The following is a 16,574-nucleotide window of genomic DNA, read 5'->3' as shown; positions in this document are numbered from 1 at the left end:
GGACGCCAGAGCAAAAGAACGTCCTGGACCGTCAGTGGTGGCTCACCAGACAGGAACTGCGCCTCGCCATCACGACCTGGATCGAGCGGACCTACCACCGCCGGCGACGGCAAAGACGGCTGGGAAAACTCACGCCCATCGAATATGAAACAATCAACCGGACCGCGCTCGTGGCGGCCTAAGACAGTCGGTGGGGTTCGCCGGGGCAGGAAGCAGCTGCGGCGGTTTCCGGGTGACTTCCGTGCAGCAGGAAACGCACCCGCCGCCGGGGTACGGTCGCGGACGTCCTGCCCGGAGAGCGGGCACTCCATCCGCAGGTGATCGCTTTTAGCGCCGCCGAGAAGGCTGTGTTTGCGTCAGTGGCAGCCGCAGGATGTGCGCAGTACGAGTTCGGTGGGGAAGATTTTCGTTTGGCTTTCCCCTCCCGGGTTGGGGGCCAGGAGGGCTTCCAGGGCGGTTTGTGCGAGGTCTTTGACGGGTTGGGCGACTGTGCTGAGCCGGGGCCAGGTGTACTCGGATTCGGGTGAGCCGTCGAAGGCAAAGACCGCGAGGTCCTCCGGTACCCGCAGGCCGGCTTCGTGGAGGGCGCAGAGCAGGCCCACTGCCTGCTGGTCGGAGCTGACGAAGACGGCGGTGGGCCGCTCGGCGCGGGCGAGCAGTTCCTGTCCGGCGCGGTGCCCGCCTTCGCGGGTGAACGGTGCCCTGACGATCGGGCCCGGGGTGAGGCCGGCGTTCTGGATGCCCTGGTGCCATCCGACTTCGCGTGCGTCGAGGTCGCCGCCGGCGTTGCCGCCCATGACCAGCCCGATGTGTTGGTGGCCGTGGCTGATGAGGTGCTCCACCGCCATGCGCGCTCCGTCCTGGAAGGCCACTCCAACGGAGTTGGAGCCGTGGTCTCCTGCGCCGTGTTTCATGACGGCGGGACTGCCCGCCGTGGCGAGGTCGGTGCTGTGGTTCAGGAGCACGACGGGAATGTCTGCTTGTTCGAGGTCCATCAGGTCGGGCTCGAACAGCATGCTGCAGAGGAACAGCCCGTCCACCCTTCTGGCGGCGAAGTTCTTGATGAGGCGGCGCTCGGTGCGCAGCGAGGCCTGGGAGTCCGCCAGCAGGAGGGTGTAGCCCCGCTCGGCCGCGGCGTTTTCGACGGCGCGGGCGAGCGAGGCGAAGAACGGGTTCATGGCGTCGGAGACGATCATGCCGAGCATTTCGCTGGAGCCCAGGGCAAGTGCCCTGGCTGCCGCGTTGGGCCGGTAGCCCAGTGCCTTGATTGCCTGCCGCACCTTGGCCTCGTTCGCCTGGGAAACGGCCCTGGGCCCGCCGTTGACCACGTAGCTGACGACGGCGGGGCTGACCCCTGCCAACCTGGCGACGTCGTCGCGTGTGACGGCGGCCTTGGCGTGTGAGGTGGGGTGCGGCATGGCAACCATGCTAACGGGGTTTATTTGGCGGATTCGCGAAGGGCCGGGCGGGGCAGCTCTGCCGGGGCGTCGCCGAAGTCGGGCACCGGCAGGCGTTCGCCTCCGCGCAGGGCGGACTGGTGGGCAACGATGCCGGGCAGCGTGTAGCGGGCCGCTTCCCAAGCGTTGACTGGAGGCAGGGTGCCGGTGTTGATCGCGGTAACGAAGTCGTCCACGAGGAAGTGGTGGCTGCCCTCGTGCCCGTTGGGCAGGCCGCGGAACTCCGCCGGCAGGCGATCGGTGTCGTGCACGGACGCCATACCGGAAACAAAGGCATCACGCAAGGCAGGAGCCACATTGGCCAACATGGGGTCATCCATGTCCATGGTGGCCTGAGTCTCAAGGTCACCACTGATGTCTGTCACAGTGTGCTTGTCCTGCCAGACGCTGACCAGGGCGAGCTGCTCCATGCTTGCCTCGGTGCCGAAGTAGCGGAACCGGGATTCGCGGATGTGGGAGGGGTAGCCCACGCGGCGCATCTCGTTGATCCGCATGGCGCCGCCGTCGTTCATTTCGAAGAGTGCGGTGGCGTTGGAGAAGTCGTTTTCGAACATGCTGACGTCCTTGTCGAAAACGCCGTCCTGACGCTGATCCTTAACGCCGACGCAGCTCACGCTCACGGCGTGGGAGCCGGTCGCTCCGAGGACACCGCCCACGGAATGGGTCGGGTAGAGCATGGGCGGATAGCTCGCAGTGCGCTTCCAGTTTTCTCCGCCGCTGTACTGGTAGGCGTCGTAGAAACCGAGATCCATATCGTGGACGTAGTCGCCCTCGGCGTAGAAGATCCGGCCGAAAGCGCCCTCGGCCCGCTTCTTGCGGGCAAACACGGTTGCCGGGTTGTAGTAGCTGGTCTCACCCATCATGTACGTCAGGCCGGTCTCCCGGACCGCTTCGATGATTGCTTCGATCTCCGTTTCGGAGATCGCCATCGGCACAGCAGAGTAGACGTGCTTGCCGGCCCGCAGGGCCTGCACCACCAGGGGCCCGTGGGTCCAGCGCTGGGTGAAGATTGCTACGGCGTCGACGTCGCTTTCAAGCATTGCCTCAAAGCTGTCGAACGTCCCTGTCGCGCCGAGGATGCTGCTTTGTTCCTCTGCACGCTCAGTGATGAGGTCGGTGAAGTAGATGTCTGAGATTCCGGGGTGGGCAGCGAAGAGCTTGGCGAATACGCCTGCGAACTGTCCTGCACCAACGATTCCAATTGAAGAAGTCATGGAAAAAGCATGCGGTAAAAATCTACGCGCGTCAACACGCTTTTAGATTGACCCGATAAACCTTCGATTTAGAGGGAAACGGTTGCATTAGCTCCTGCAACGCGCGTAGAGTAGCGGCCAAGTGTTACCTACCTCACAGGAGAGGGATCAAAGATGACCACCATTACCAAACATCGGGGCAAAGCCGGTCCGGCCCCGCGGCCCATGGCCGGTAAAGCTCCCAAGCAGAGCCTGGTCCGCCGGCTTGGCGACCTGAAAGTCGCGCTGCTGTTCGTTCTCCCGGCATTGATCGGGCTCGTGGCCTTTTGCTTGGTCCCTACCGTCCGCGGCGTCTACCTGAGCTTCACCGAGTACAGCATCCTCGGTGAGCCGGAATGGATCGGCGTCGACAACTACACGGCGATCTTCAAGGATGAGCTCTTCTGGAACGGGATGGCCGTGACCCTCCAATACGTGGGTCTCAACATGGTCCTGCAGTTCGCCATCGCCCTGGGCCTGGCGCTGTTGATGCACGGCGTGGCGAAATCAACTTTTGTCCGCGGCGCGCTGCTGCTGCCGTTCTTTGTCGCGAATGTGGTCGTGGCCCTACTCTGGTTCTGGATGCTGGACTACCAGCTGGGCATCGTCAACGAGATCATCAGCTGGATGGGGCTTCCCCGCGTCGCCTTCTTCGGCAGCGAACAGTGGGCCATCCCAACTATCGCCGTCGTCAACGTCTGGAAGCACATGGGCTACACCGCCCTGCTGATCTTCGCCGGCCTCCAGGCCATTCCCCACCATGTCTACGAAGTGGCATCCCTGGACGGCGCGTCGCCAACGAGGACGTTTTGGAGCATCACCCTGCCGCTGCTGCGCCCGGTCCTGGCACTGGTCCTGGTAGTCAGCGTCATCGGTTCCTTCCAGGTCTTCGATACCGTCGCGATCACCACCAACGGCGGCCCGGTCAACGCCACCCGGGTCATCCAGATGTACATCTACCAAAAGGCCTTCGCCGAATCGGACTTCGGCTACGCCTCGGCCCTGTCCGTCGTTCTCTTCGTGATCCTCGCCCTGGTGGCCTTCATCCAGATGAAGTTCCTCAAGGGCAATGAATCGGATCTGGACTAAGGAATCCCAGCCATGACTACCCAAACCCTTACCCGCAAACCAACCAACTGGCGCCGTATCGGTGCCTGGGCGCTAGTGGTCCTTGCACTCATCGCCACCATCCTCCCGTTCCTCTGGATGATTCGTACTGCGTTCTCCACCAATGGATCGCTGGCCTCCAACTCCACGAACCTGCTGCCGGCAGACTTCTCCTGGGGCGCGTTCAAGCGTGTCTTTGGAATGCAGTCCACCGAGGAAGCCCTCGCCGAAGGCGGTTCCGGTGCAGCCATCGACTTCTGGGTGTACCTGCGCAACTCGATCCTCTTTTCCACCGTAACAACAGCGTCCCAGGTCTTCTTCAGCGCCCTGGCCGCCTACGCCTTCGCCCGGCTCCGCTGGCCCGGACGGGACAAAGTCTTCGCCCTATTCCTGGCCACCATGATGATTCCGGGCATCTTCACCGCTCTGCCCAACTTCCTCCTCATCAAGAATTTGGGCCTGCTGAACACGTTCGCCGGCCTAACGCTGCCCTTTCTGTTCATGTCCATTTTCGCCATCTTCTTCCTGCGGCAGTTCCTCCTCAGCATGTCCCGCGAAGTGGAGGAAGCAGCAATGCTCGACGGCGCCAAGCACTGGCGCATCTTCTTCCAGATCGTGCTTCCGAATGCAGCCGCCCCGCTGGCCACCCTCACGCTGCTGACGTTCGTGGGGCAATGGAACGAGTACTTCTGGCCACTGCTGGTCGCCAATGATGAGAACTCCCGGGTCCTCACCGTGGGCCTGGGTGTCTTCAAATCACAGTCCCCGCAGGGCGCCCCGGACTGGTCCGGACTGATGGCAGCCACCATCGTTGCCGCACTGCCGGTCATCATCCTGTTCATCGCCTTCGGCAAGAAGGTGGTCAACTCCATCGGCTTCTCCGGCATCAAATAAGCCGCAGACTCCAACCACTTCTCCCCTCACACACCCCACCCGGGCAAGCTCAGCCCTCCTCGAAAGGTCAATCATGAAGAAAACCCTAGGCGCCGTTGCTGCCGCCGCGGCCATCGCCGTTTCCCTCTCCGCCTGCGGCGGCGGATCCACCTCCACCACCGCCAGTGAGGCCAAGGGCGAAATCAACTACTGGCTCTGGGACGCCAACCAGCTCCCCGCGTACAAACAGTGCGCGGAAGACTTCCACAAGGCCAACCCCGACATCAAAGTCAAGATCACCCAGCGCGGCTATGGCGACTACTGGACCACCCTGACCAACGGATTCGTCGCCGGAAACGCACCGGACGTCTTCACGAACCACCTCACCAAATACCCGGAACTGATCAAGACCAAGCAGCTGCTGCCCCTCGATGACGCCGTCAAGAACGACAAGATTGACCTCTCGATCTACAACGAGGGCCTCGCGGACCTTTGGGTGGGCCAGGACGGCAAGCGCTACGGCCTGCCCAAGGACTGGGACACCGTAGGCCTGTTCTACAACACGGCCATGACGGACTCCGCGGGCCTGACCGCCGAGCAGATGGCCAACCTGGACTGGAACCCGCAGGACGGCGGCAGCTACGAAAAGGCCATCGCCCACCTCACCGTGGACAAGAACGGCAAACGCGGCGACGAAGCCGGCTTCGACAAGAACAACGTCGCCGTCTACGGCATGGGCCTCGCCGGCGGGGGCTCCGGCCAGGGCCAGGCCGAATGGAGCTACCTCACCGGCACCACCGGCTGGACCCACACCGACAAAAACCCCTGGGGCACCAAGTTCAACTACGACGACCCCAAGTTCCAGGAAACCATCTCCTGGTGGGCCGGCCTGGTCGACAAGGGCTACATGCCCAAGCTTGAAACCACCGTCGGCGCCAGCATGTCAGACGTCTTCGGGGCGGGGAAGGCCGCCATCAACGTCAACGGCTCCTGGATGATCGGCCAGTACACCAGCTACAAGGGCATCAAAGCCGGCATCGCCCCGACACCCAAGGGACCCAACGGCAAGCGCGCGTCCATGTTCAACGGCCTGGCCGACTCGATCTGGGCCGGCACCAAGAACCCGGCTGCTTCCGTCAAGTGGGTCGAATACCTCGCCTCCACCGATTGCCAGGACGTCGTAGCCTCCAAGGGTGTAGTTTTCCCCGCCGTCAAGAGCTCTTCCGAAAAGGCCGCCGCGGCCTTCGAGGCCAAGGGCGTCAACGTCAACGCCTTCACCACCCACGTCAAGGACGGCACGACCTTCCTCTTCACCATCACCGAAAACGCGACAAAGGTCGATGGCCTCATGGCGCCGGCAATGGACGCTGTGCTGTCAGGCAAGAAGGACGCCAGCAGCCTGACCGAGATCAACGAAAAGGTCAACGCCCTCTTCAAGTAACCATCCGACGCTGATGGAGGGGCGGGGCCTTTTCGGTTCCGCCTCTTCCACCCGCGCGACAACGATCCACCCCTACAGGACCACCATGTACACCAATGCATCAAATGAAGACCTCCTCCACGTTCGGGTCCAGAAACGCAGCCAATTAGAGGAACAACTGGACAACGCGGTGAATATCCTCGCCGAACGGGCCCCGCTCTGCGGCGGCAAAGGGATCCTCGTTGCCCGGCACTCCGCCCGGGACTTCACCGTCCAGCTCCGCCCCGATATCCCGTACGGAACCATCCAGGAAAGGCAGGAATGGTAACCCGCACCGGGAACAGCCTCCCCTGCAAACCATGACCAGGAAACACCCATCCCACGGGATGAAACGCCGCCGGAAAACCCAACCCAACCCACGGAGAACCCCTTGACCCTGGACCTGCATGCGAACAGCACACGTCCCTTCCTGGCCGCCGGGATGGAGATCTCGATCGACCCTGCGCGTCAGGTCCTCACCCTGGCCACCCCCGACGGCGCATCCCTGGCGCGCCTTCGCCTGCTTGCCAGCATCAACACGACCGCCGGCAATGACGAAATCCGTGTCACAGACGTCAACGTCAACGCCCCCGACAGGAACCTCACCCAGGTCGAAATCACGGCAACGAGCTCACTGTGGCAGCACCACCACACCCAGCTGCGCGCCGAAGGCGACGCCCTCGAACTGACCACCACCGTCCAGGGCACAGGCCGCATCACATCCATCCGCCAGCTCGGCGCCCACGTGGCCGGCTCCGGTCTGCTGCCCAGTGACCTGCTGCACAGCACCGTCTTCTCCCCCAACCCGGACCGGCCATGGCAGGTCCTCCGCCCCGCGGGGGAATCCGCAGCCCTGGGCGTAGTAGGAGACGGTGGCCAGCCCGGCGTCGGAAGATGGCTCTTCACCCCACCCCCGCTGTGCCTGGCCCTCTCCCCCGCGGACCCCGCCGCGTCCCTGGCATCGGGCGGGCCCTGCCTGATGATCGGTGTCGCAGCCACGCGGCGCCCCTTCACCCAACTCACCTACGACGCCCTCACCCCGGGCTTCTCCCTCCGTTACGACTACGACGGACACACCTCAGTCGAGGGCCACTTCAGCACACCCACACTCCTGCTGTTCCTCGCCGATGACCCCTACGACGGGCTCAAACGCTACCGCGAGCTGCTCGACGCCCGAGGTCTGCTGCCCGCCCGCACCCAGGCCCCGCCCTCACCAGAGTGGCTCGAGCCGATGTTCTGCGGCTGGGGCGCCCAAAACGCCGACGCAATGGCCTCAATCGGCGGTCAGCGCACCGCAGTGGATAGGGCACGCCAGACAGACTACGACGGCTATCTCAACACGCTCGCCACGCACGGAATCGTGCCCGGGACCATCGTCATCGACGACAAATGGCAGCAGGACTATGCCACCTGCCGCCCCGACACCGAAAAATGGCCGGACATGGCCGGGTGGATCCGGGAACGGCATGACGCCGGCCAGCGGGTGCTGCTCTGGTACAAGGCCTGGGACACCGAGGGCGCACCACCGGAAGCCTGCGTCCGTGACCACACCGGTCAGCCGGTCGCCCTCGACCCCGAATCACCGGCCGGGCGCAAGCTGATCCAGCAAGCAGCACGGTCCATGATCGGCGAGCTCGGTGCCGACGGGATCAAAATAGACTTCACCGCCTCCACCCCCGCCGGATCTGCCCTCACCCATGCCGGGTCGTCATGGGGCATCGACCTGCTCCACGAACTGCTCGCAGTCCTTTACCAAGCCATCAAAGAGATCAACCCCGGCGCCCTGGTGGTCACCCACACACCAGACCCCGGCTTCCGCGACGTGTCAGACATGCTCCGCCTCAACGACGTGCTCATGCTCGACCAGCCAGGCGGCCATGTCGAACCACCCAACACCACCCCCGGCACCGGCGTCCTCGACACCATGACCCACCGGGCCCGCGTCGCCACCTCTGCATGCCCGGAACTGCTGATCGACACCGACGGCTGGGCCCTGCCCAGCCAGGCCGCCTACCAAAACTGGACCTCGGCACAAGCCGGTCTCGGGGTTCCCAGCCTCTACTACACCGACCGCCTCGATGTACCCGACCCCCGCGAACAACCCATCCCGCCCGCGTCCCTGCACGCCACAGCGCAGCACTGGGCAGCCTACCGGGCCACGCTAACCGTCGAGGCTGAATAACGTACGAAAAAACGGGGGTGTGCAGCGTCGGATGGCGGGAGGCTGCACACCCGCCGCGAAACGCAGCCTGAGCTTCGCTCGAAGCATCCCAGTACTGTCCGCACCACAGCGTCAGTGCCACCCTGGCTTTGTTGCGGCCCTCAGGTACCTGCTGACGTCCTGGTTTGACCCTTTCCGGCCGGTTCATTCCTGCTTTAACCTCCCGCACCATGCGCCGGCCCGGCTTCTTGCCGCGGCAGGCAGAAAGGCACCGATGACTTATTCTGCTGCGAACACCCGCTATGAATCCATGCCCTACCGCCGCGTCGGACGCAGCGGTCTGAAACTTCCGGCCATCTCCCTGGGCCTGTGGCACAACTTCGGCGACGACAAGCGCTTCGATGAACAGCGCGCCATTCTCCGCCGCGCCTTCGACCTCGGCGTTACCCACTTTGACCTGGCCAACAACTACGGCCCGCCGGACGGCTCGGCCGAAACCAACTTCGGCCGCCACCTGCAGGACGACTTCAAGCCGTACCGGGACGAGCTGATCATCTCCAGCAAGGCCGGTTACGACATGTGGCCGGGCCCGTACGGCAACTTTGGTTCCCGCAAGTATCTGCTGGCCAGCCTGGACCAGTCGCTGGGCCGGATGGGCCTGGACTACGTGGACATCTTCTACAGCCACCGCCCGGACCCCGAAACCCCGATGGAAGAAACCATGGGCGCACTGGACCAGGCGGTGCGTTCCGGCAAGGCGCTCTACGCGGGCATCTCCTCCTACAGTCCGGAGCAGACTCTTGAGGCTGCCCGGATCCTGAAGGACCTCGGGACGCCGCTGCTGATCCACCAGCCCAGCTACTCCATGCTCAACCGGTGGCCCGAAAACGGAACGCCGAACCTTTACGAGGCGCTGGACCAGGTGGGGGCGGGGTCCATCGCCTTCTCGCCGCTGGCACAGGGCATGCTCACGGACCGCTACCTGGTCGGCATCCCGGCCGATTCGCGCGCCGCCAAGGCCAGGTTCCTGTCCAAATCGGCCCTGACCGAGGACAAACTGGACCGTGTCCGCGGGCTCAACAGGATCGCCGCCGGCCGCGGGCAATCACTCGCGCAGATGGCCATCGCCTGGATCCTGCGCGATCAGCCCAAGGGATCATCCGTCACCTCGGCCCTGGTGGGTGCATCCAGCGTCCAGCAACTGGAAGACACGCTATCCGCCATAAACAACCTCGCATTTACCGGCGAGGAACTCGCGGCCATCGACGAATTCGCAGCTGAATCAGACATCGCTCATGCCAAGGAACAGATCAACGCCCTCTCCAACTAGCGACCCCCATACCTACTGCGCCGCGGGCATCGAGTATCCCGCAGCCTGCAGCCCCAGCCCGCTACTCCCACACAGAAGGACAACATCAATGAAACCCCTCCACCTCCGTTCCGCCGGCACCAGCCTGGTGATCAGCTTCGACAGCGGGGAGGCCGAGGTCATCCACTGGGGCACGGACCTTGGCAGCACCCTGCCGGACCTCGCTATCCTCAAGGCGGCCATCCCGCCGTCGTCCGCCGACGCCACCGTTCCCGCGGGCCTGCTGCCGCAGGCCTCATCCAGCTGGCGGGGCCGGCCCGCTCTGCGCGGTCACCGCATTGCCGACGGCGTTCCCGGCTACGACTTCTCCGTCCGGCTCCGCGTGGCTGAGGTGGCATCGGACGGCGCTGGTGCCGTCGTCATCATCCAGGCAGACGCCGACGCCGGGATCCGCGTATCGTCCGCCCTGACCCTGCATGACGGCGGCCTGCTGGAACTATGCCACACCGTCACAAACACCGGAACCACGCCTTACCAGCTCGACGAGTTGGCCACTGTGCTCCCGGTGGCACCCGCCGCCGTCGAACTCCTTGACCTGACCGGACGCTGGTGCCGGGAACGCCACCCGCAGCGGCGCCCCATCCAGCAGGGCACCTGGGTCCGCACCGGCCGACACGGCCGCACCGGGCACGACTCCTCACTGCTCTTCGCAGCCGGGACCGCCGGTTTCGGCAACCGCCACGGAAAGGTCTGGGCCACGCACCTGGCCTGGAGCGGCAACCACGAACAGTTTGCCGACAGCATCGGCGATGGCCGCACCATGATCGGCGGCTCCGAGCTCCTCGGCCCCGCCGAAGTCATCCTCCAGCCGGGTGCCAGCTACACCACCCCTGCGCTGTTCGCCGCCTACTCCGGCCGCGGCCTGGACGGCATCAGCGAGGCCTTCTACAGCTGGTTCCGCAACCGCCCGCACCACGTGCTGCCCGCTGCCGCTACCGGCCTGCCCGCCGGAAAGCCGCGCCCGGTGGTGCTGAACACATGGGAAGCCGTCTACTTCGACCACAACATCGACACGCTGATCGAACTGGCCGAGTCCGCCTCGGATCTTGGCGTCGAGCGTTTTGTGCTCGACGACGGCTGGTTCCGCGGCCGCCGCGACGACCACGCCGGCCTCGGCGACTGGTACGTCGACGAAACCCTCTGGCCCAACGGGCTCACACCGCTCATCGACGCCGTCACCTCCCGCGGGATGGAATTCGGGCTCTGGGTGGAACCCGAAATGGTCAACCTGGACTCCGACATTGTCCGCGCGCACCCCGACTGGATCGTTGGTCCTTCCGTCCAGAGCTACAAGGACGGCGGCCGCCTGCCGATCGAATGGCGGAACCAGCAGGTGATCGACCTTGTGAACCCGGACGCGTGGCAGTACATTTTCGACCGCGTCGACGCCCTGCTGCGCGAGAACAACATCAGCTACCTGAAGTGGGACCAGAACAGGGACCAGCTGGAGCACGGCCATGCCGGCCGCTCCTCGGTCCACGAACAAACCCTGGCCGCCTACCGGCTCTTTGACGAGCTCAAGAAGGCCCATCCCGGCGTCGAGATTGAAAGCTGCTCCTCCGGCGGGGCCCGTGTGGACCTGGGCATCCTGGAACGCACGGACCGCATCTGGGCCTCGGACTGCAACGATGCCCTGGAACGGCAGACCATCCAGCGCTGGACCGGGCTGGTGGTCCCGCCCGAACTCGTGGGCGGGCACGTCGGCCCCACCACCTCGCACACCACGGCCCGCACGCACGACCTATCGTTCCGTGCCATCACGGCTTTGTTTGGCCACTTCGGCATGGAATGGGACGTCCGCGGGGTCCAGGGCGCCGAGCGTGAGGAACTCAAACGCTTCATCGCCCTCTACAAGGAACACCGCGGCCTGATTCACTCCGGGCGCATGGTCCGCTCGGACGTGCCCGGCGATTCCCTGATGCTGCACGGCGTCGTGGCCCCCAGCGATGCCTCCCAGGCCACCGTTTCTCCGGGCTCCACTGCGGCACTGTTCGCCCTGGTCCGCACACGCACCGCCCCCTCGGAACAACCGGGACGGATCTCCATCCCCGGATTGGAGCCGGACCGGGAGTACCGTGTGGAGCCCATCTTCCCGGCCCCGGGCGACGCCGACTATTCGCACACATTCGCGCAGGTCAAACCCCCGGCCTGGATGGCGGACGGCGCCATTGCCGGCGGTCATATCCTGGCCGAGGTGGGACTGCCCATGCCCGTCCTCAACCCCGAGCACGCACTCCTGCTTAAAATCACCGCCCTGTAGCAATTGGAAAGCCTGCCTCGACGTTGCCCGCTGTCCGGAACCGGCGGAACGGCGGGCAGGCTTTGATCAAATTCAGGATGCACATGAAAATTTTGGTCACAGGTGGCACCGGTACATCGGTTCTCACACAGTCTTGTCCCTGCAGGAAGCCGGCCATCATGTGGTGGTGATTGATAACCTCCTGAACTCCAGCGAAGAATCACTGCGCCGGGTTGCCGAGCTCAGCGGCAGGACCGCGGATTGCACAACGTGGACCTGGTGGACGAAGCCGCAGTGGAAGGCGTCTTTGCCGCCCATACGATCGACGCCGTGATCCACTTCGCCGGGCTCAAGGCCGTGGGTGAGTCAGTGCGCGAACCGCTCAAGTACTACTACAACAACCTCGTGGGGACCCTGAACCTGATCCGAGTCATGGACTGCCATGACGTCCGTTCAATCGTATTAGCTCCTCCGCCACCGTGTACGGCGAACACAACCCCATCCCTTACGTGGAGAGGATGGAGATCGGCGCCAACAACCCCTACGGCCGTGGCAAGGAGCAGATCGAGGACATCCTGGCGGACCTTGGCGCGGCGGACAGCCGCTGGCACATCGCCCTGCTGCGCTATTTCAACCCGGTGGGGGTGCACCCGTCCGGCCGCATCGGTGAGGACCCCCAGGGCATCCCCAACAACCTGGTGCCTTTCATCGCCCAAGTGGCCGTGGGACGCCGCGAGAAGCTCATGGTGTTCGGCGGCGACTACGACACCCCTGATGGCACCTGCCTGCGTGACTACATCCACGTCGTCGACCTTGCCGAAGGCCACGTGGCCGCCCTGAACCACGTCGCGGACCGCACCGGCGTCTTCCGCTGGAACCTCGGCTCCGGCAAAGGTTCCTCCGTATTGGAAGTCCTTCGCTCATTCGGAAAAGGCAGTCGGCCTGCCCATCCCCTACGAGATCACCGGACGCCGCGCCGGAGGCCTCCCCGCGTTCTGGGCGGATGCCACCTCGGCACTGGTGGACCTCAGCTGGTTCGCCACCAAGACCGTGGACCAGATGTGCGAGGACCGGCCCAGACGTGAGTTCGCATATCGATAGATTCCGGGCGCTCCAAGTCAGCGGAAAGCGCGGCGAACTCACGGGGCGATTCTTGCCAGTTCCAACTATCTGCCGGGCGGGTGTTCACCCGGTTAAGCGAGCCTTAGCCGGCAGAGTTGGCTGTCCATCCGATGAGCGGCAGGAGGTCGGCAGCGATGTCCTGGACGCTGCGGTCGTCCGTGCGACATCGATGGACCCATCGTGGTGTGAGCAGCTCAAGTTCCCGTGCGGTGGCATTGCTGCGGTCAAGATGTTCCTGAAAGTCCTGCCCTGGATGCGCCCCCGCAGACGGGCGGCGGATGTCTCATCGGCTGCGGTGAGCAGAACAGCAGTAATTCTGGGGTCATCTCCCATGGCGGCCGCTAGTTCCTGAGAGAACCGGACGCTCACCGTGTTCGTGTAGATCATCCGCCGGTAGCCAAGATCGCGATAATTTGCCCAGATCGCTGCCAGATTACGCTCGGCCAAATGGTGCTCCCAAGGATGAGGGAAGGCCAGATCGAGGCTATCCCCTTCGACCACGCGCCATCGCGCACCGTGCCGTCGCGCTACAGGTCGTGGTTGCGCAGAACTCCGTCCTGCTTGGCGCCCAGCCGGGCAACAGCCGCGAGACGCTGGTTGTGCCAGTGGGTTCTCAATTCCACCGCGATGTAGCCCAGGGATTCGAAGCCGTGGATGAGCTGGAGCAACTGGGCCGACGAAGCACCAAGTAGGAGCGTTCCACAGGCGTCTTCAGAGACTGTCCAAGTGGGGCACATCCGACCTGACGCGAGGAAGCCCAGCCAGCGCCGTCAGATGAGATTCGTAGCGATAAATGGCCGGCTTTTTCACAGCGCTACATGTGACCCGAATGCGCGTAAGCCAATTCATTGGGTCCTTGGTGGTTGCACCATTGAGCGAGCCAAGCGTGTTGTGGCGGAGTTGTCAGCGGCGTATCGGCATGAGTTGGCGCAGCGGTTCTGGGCGGCGTTGCAGGCTCGTCAGTTCGCAAGCGAAGCGGCGGCCACTGCCGTTTCTGCGGGGATGGCGTTGTCTACGAGGACGGCGGCGATGGCGGCGGCGGTGGCGAAGGTGTCGGTGTTGAGGACCCGGCTGCGGGCTGAGGCGCCGTCCAGGAGCAGCGCCAGTTGCTCGCCGAGCTGTTCGGGGTCAGTGGCGCCCGCCTCGCGGGCGGTGTCGGTGAGCCGTGCGGCGAAGTCTTTTTTGTAGTCGCTGGCGTAGGCGCGCGCCGGGTGGGCAGGATTGGGGATTTCGACCGCCGCTGCAATGAATGGGCAGAGGGGTGCGTGAATCTCGAAGATGGCGAGGAGTCGTTCGCGGGGTGTGAGATCGGTGCGGTCGAAAACCTCGGGCAGGATGTCCGGATCGAATTGGCGGAGGCATTCGGCAATCAGCTCGTCCTTGCCGGGGAAGTGCTGGTACAACGTCCGCTTGGACACCTCAGCCGAAGCGCAGAGCTGGTCCATCCCGGTGCTGTTGATGCCTTGATCGCGGAACAGTTGCTGTGACGCGGTGAGGATCCGCTCCCGTGCACCCCTGCCGCGCCGCACGCCTTGCGGCCCCTTCTTCAACTCCGTCATATGTCCAGTTTAGCGCAAAGGGTACTGATCGGTGTACATAACTTGCGCCCCGCATCACTGCTCGGTTACGTTAAGTACTCAGATCGGTGTACTTAGCATCGGCAGGGCATATGAAATGGAGCAATCATGGGAAAGCTTGATGGCAAGGTCGCAGTGATCACCGGCGGATCCACCGGTATGGCATTGGCGGGCGCCAAACTGTTCGTCAAGGAAGGAGCGCACGTCTTCATCCAGGCCCGGCGGCAGGAAGCTCTGGATGAAGCCGTCAAGCTGATCGGCCGGAACGTCACCGCCGTGCAAGGTGACGCGGCCGACCTGGACGACCTGGACCGCTTGTACGACACCGTCAAGCGGGAGAAGGGCTCGATCGATGTGCTGTGGGCCAGTGCCGGGATAGGGGAACCCGCCGTCCTCGGCGACATCACTGACGAGCAGTTCCACCGCGCCTTCTCGCTGAACGCGCGGGGCACCCTGTTCACGGTGCAGAAGGCCCTGCCGCTGATCAATGACAACGGCTCGATCTTCATGACCGGATCCAACGCCTCCCTGGGCGCATTCCCTGGCTGGAGCCTTTACGCGGGAAGCAAAGCGGTCCAGCAGGCCTGGGCCCGTGTCTGGCTCAACGAATTGCGCGACCGCAAGATCCGGGTCAACGTCCTGACACCCGGCCAGGTCGGCACCGCCAAACAGGAAGAACTGTTCGACGAGGAAACCAAGGTCGCATTCGAGTCCCTGATCCCCCGCGGAACGATGGGCCGGCCCGAAGAAATCGCCTCCGTCGCCCTCTTCCTGGCTTCCGAGGACTCCAGCTACGTCAACGGCCTGGAGCTGGTCGCCGACGGCGGCACCACCGCCATCTGACCCCACAGCAGGAATCCTTGCGGGCACGCCCTGCAACATCCCAGTCGCTACAACGAATTGGTCTCGAACGAGACAGAGCGACACCTCGAGAACAAGAAACGAGCACATCTCATGAGCAGCATCACCATCATCGGTACGGGAAACATGGCCCGAACAATCGGCACGCTCGCGGTGGCAGGCGGCAATACCGTCGAGGTCATGGGACGCGGTCAGTCCAAGGTCGATCGCCTGGCCAAGGCTCTGGGCGGCGGCACGACGACGGGCACGTGGGGCGCCGTCCCGGCCGGGAACATCGTCATCACCGCCCTGTTGTACGACGGCGTCGTTCCGGTCGTCACGGAGTACGGAGACGCCCTCGCCGGCAAGGTCATCATCGACATCAGCAACCCCTTCAACGCCACCTTCGACGGCCTGGCCCACAGCGAGGAAACCTCGATCGCGCAGGAAGTCGCCAAGACGGCCCCGGCCAGCGCCAGCGTGGTGAAGGCATTCAACACCATCTTCCGCAACGTCCTGGAGAAGGGCCGGCCAAACGTCTTCATGGCAGGTGACGATGCGCAGGCCAAAGCGGACGTGGCGGCATTCATCGGGAGCCTCGGGCTCCGCCCGCTGGATGTCGGGGGCCTGAAAATGGCGCACTGGCTGGAAGGAATAGGTCTGGTCACGGTAGGCCTGGCCGGCAACGGGGTCGGCCACTGGGACTTCGCCCTCGGCGCCAACGAATTCACCGACTGAGCCCGGGCCCCGAGGGCAGAAGAGCGGTAACCATGAGTTTCCTTAGAGCATGCGGCGTACCCCGCCGCATGGGGATCACTCAGGACGAGCGTTCAATTTCCCTGTGTGCGGCTACTCGCGCCCAGCGCAGCCGCATGCTCAAACTCGGAAACTTCGCTCGCCTCGTTTCATTCGTTTGGATTACACCCAAACCTGACGTCAAAACCGCCTGACAAGGGAGGACCGGCATGGCCGGAGCTCCTACTCGTTGTCCCGCAGACGACTCCCGTCACGACATGTGACATAGCCCCCACTGTCCCAACTGATGCCCGTGCTGGTCGCCGAGCATGCCCTGGGCCCCGACGCTTCTATCGTGGTTCAAATGCAGCTCGAAACCGTATAACCGCAGGCAACATCCGCG

The 16,574-nt window shown here is 64.2% G+C and carries 13 protein-coding genes and 2 pseudogenes; 11 read left to right on the top strand and 4 right to left on the bottom strand.

Features of this window, described 5'->3' with window-relative positions; genetic code table 11:
- Positions 1–11: 11 nt before the first annotated feature.
- Positions 12–182: pseudogene (locus tag CXZ05_RS13935) on the top strand (IS3 family transposase); the annotation flags it as partial.
- A gap of 174 nt (positions 183–356) precedes the next feature.
- On the opposite strand, the gene CXZ05_RS13930 reads toward CXZ05_RS13935, so the two are convergent.
- Complete coding sequence (locus CXZ05_RS13930) at positions 357–1,418, bottom strand: LacI family DNA-binding transcriptional regulator (RefSeq protein ID WP_374754660.1); 1,062 nt, start codon at positions 1,416–1,418, stop codon at positions 357–359.
- A 20-nt stretch (positions 1,419–1,438) separates the two neighbouring features.
- Complete coding sequence (locus CXZ05_RS13925) at positions 1,439–2,671, bottom strand: Gfo/Idh/MocA family protein (protein WP_102973148.1); 1,233 nt, start codon at positions 2,669–2,671, stop codon at positions 1,439–1,441.
- Between the two features lie 153 nt (positions 2,672–2,824).
- On the opposite strand from CXZ05_RS13925, the gene CXZ05_RS13920 reads away from it, so the two are divergent.
- The 8 genes and pseudogenes from CXZ05_RS13920 to galE all read left to right on the top strand — a co-directional run bounded on the left by CXZ05_RS13920 (position 2,825) and on the right by galE (position 12,998).
- Positions 2,825–3,778 carry a carbohydrate ABC transporter permease gene (locus CXZ05_RS13920; RefSeq protein ID WP_102973147.1) on the top strand — a complete coding sequence of 318 codons (954 nt, stop codon included), beginning with the start codon at positions 2,825–2,827 and terminating at the stop codon, positions 3,776–3,778.
- 12 nt (positions 3,779–3,790) lie between these two features.
- Positions 3,791–4,690 carry a carbohydrate ABC transporter permease gene (locus CXZ05_RS13915; RefSeq protein ID WP_102973146.1) on the top strand — a complete coding sequence of 300 codons (900 nt, stop codon included), beginning with the start codon at positions 3,791–3,793 and terminating at the stop codon, positions 4,688–4,690.
- A 73-nt stretch (positions 4,691–4,763) separates the two neighbouring features.
- Positions 4,764–6,110, top strand: coding sequence for a sugar ABC transporter substrate-binding protein (locus CXZ05_RS13910; RefSeq protein ID WP_102973145.1), 1,347 nt, complete (start codon positions 4,764–4,766; stop codon positions 6,108–6,110).
- 85 nt (positions 6,111–6,195) lie between these two features.
- Entirely contained in the window at positions 6,196–6,417 is a 222-nt protein-coding gene (locus CXZ05_RS13905) for a hypothetical protein (RefSeq protein ID WP_102973144.1), read from the top strand.
- A gap of 102 nt (positions 6,418–6,519) precedes the next feature.
- Positions 6,520–8,310: a hypothetical protein gene (locus tag CXZ05_RS13900; protein WP_102973143.1), complete on the top strand. Its 1,791-nt coding sequence runs from the start codon at positions 6,520–6,522 to the stop codon at positions 8,308–8,310.
- Between the two features lie 253 nt (positions 8,311–8,563).
- The gene (mgrA, locus tag CXZ05_RS13895) at positions 8,564–9,619 is read left to right on the top strand and encodes an L-glyceraldehyde 3-phosphate reductase (protein ID WP_102973142.1); all 1,056 of its coding nucleotides are present in this window, start codon (positions 8,564–8,566) and stop codon (positions 9,617–9,619) included.
- 88 nt (positions 9,620–9,707) lie between these two features.
- Positions 9,708–11,918, top strand: a complete 2,211-nt coding sequence (locus CXZ05_RS13890; RefSeq protein WP_102973141.1) for an alpha-galactosidase — start codon at positions 9,708–9,710, stop codon at positions 11,916–11,918.
- Between the two features lie 83 nt (positions 11,919–12,001).
- Positions 12,002–12,998 (top strand): annotated as a pseudogene (galE, locus tag CXZ05_RS13885) (UDP-glucose 4-epimerase GalE).
- Positions 12,999–13,546: 548 nt separating this feature from the next.
- Here the strand turns inward: galE and CXZ05_RS13880 are convergent.
- Both CXZ05_RS13880 and CXZ05_RS13875 read right to left on the bottom strand, forming a co-directional pair.
- A complete protein-coding gene (locus CXZ05_RS13880) occupies positions 13,547–13,687 on the bottom strand; it encodes a hypothetical protein (protein WP_219726556.1) in 141 nt (46 codons plus the stop codon).
- A gap of 291 nt (positions 13,688–13,978) precedes the next feature.
- Entirely contained in the window at positions 13,979–14,578 is a 600-nt protein-coding gene (locus CXZ05_RS13875; protein WP_102973140.1) for a TetR/AcrR family transcriptional regulator, read from the bottom strand.
- Positions 14,579–14,704: 126 nt separating this feature from the next.
- Between CXZ05_RS13875 and CXZ05_RS13870 the strand changes: the two genes are divergently transcribed.
- A complete protein-coding gene (locus tag CXZ05_RS13870) occupies positions 14,705–15,439 on the top strand; it encodes an SDR family NAD(P)-dependent oxidoreductase (protein WP_102973139.1) in 735 nt (244 codons plus the stop codon).
- A gap of 111 nt (positions 15,440–15,550) precedes the next feature.
- The gene (locus tag CXZ05_RS13865; protein ID WP_102973138.1) at positions 15,551–16,174 is read left to right on the top strand and encodes an NADPH-dependent F420 reductase; all 624 of its coding nucleotides are present in this window, start codon (positions 15,551–15,553) and stop codon (positions 16,172–16,174) included.
- Positions 16,175–16,574: the final 400 nt, after the last annotated feature.

It is taken from the genome of Arthrobacter sp. AFG20, assembly GCF_002892795.1.
GTDB lineage: Bacteria > Actinomycetota > Actinomycetes > Actinomycetales > Micrococcaceae > Arthrobacter.
This window is presented reverse-complemented; position numbering and strand designations above follow the sequence as displayed.

Bases quoted from the DNA above. Each gene is read 5' to 3' on its own strand.
- CXZ05_RS13920 (WP_102973147.1), top strand. From the start codon at position 2,825: ATGACCACCATTACCAAACATCGGGGCAAAGCCGGTCCGGCCCCGCGG.
- mgrA (WP_102973142.1), top strand. From the start codon at position 8,564: ATGACTTATTCTGCTGCGAACACCCGCTATGAATCCATGCCCTACCGC.
- CXZ05_RS13905 (WP_102973144.1), top strand. From the start codon at position 6,196: ATGTACACCAATGCATCAAATGAAGACCTCCTCCACGTTCGGGTCCAG.
- CXZ05_RS13875 (WP_102973140.1), bottom strand. From the start codon at position 14,578: ATGACGGAGTTGAAGAAGGGGCCGCAAGGCGTGCGGCGCGGCAGGGGT.
- CXZ05_RS13890 (WP_102973141.1), top strand. From the start codon at position 9,708: ATGAAACCCCTCCACCTCCGTTCCGCCGGCACCAGCCTGGTGATCAGC.
- CXZ05_RS13930 (WP_374754660.1), bottom strand. From the start codon at position 1,418: ATGCCGCACCCCACCTCACACGCCAAGGCCGCCGTCACACGCGACGAC.
- CXZ05_RS13870 (WP_102973139.1), top strand. From the start codon at position 14,705: ATGGGAAAGCTTGATGGCAAGGTCGCAGTGATCACCGGCGGATCCACC.
- CXZ05_RS13910 (WP_102973145.1), top strand. From the start codon at position 4,764: ATGAAGAAAACCCTAGGCGCCGTTGCTGCCGCCGCGGCCATCGCCGTT.
- CXZ05_RS13865 (WP_102973138.1), top strand. From the start codon at position 15,551: ATGAGCAGCATCACCATCATCGGTACGGGAAACATGGCCCGAACAATC.
- CXZ05_RS13925 (WP_102973148.1), bottom strand. From the start codon at position 2,671: ATGACTTCTTCAATTGGAATCGTTGGTGCAGGACAGTTCGCAGGCGTA.
- CXZ05_RS13915 (WP_102973146.1), top strand. From the start codon at position 3,791: ATGACTACCCAAACCCTTACCCGCAAACCAACCAACTGGCGCCGTATC.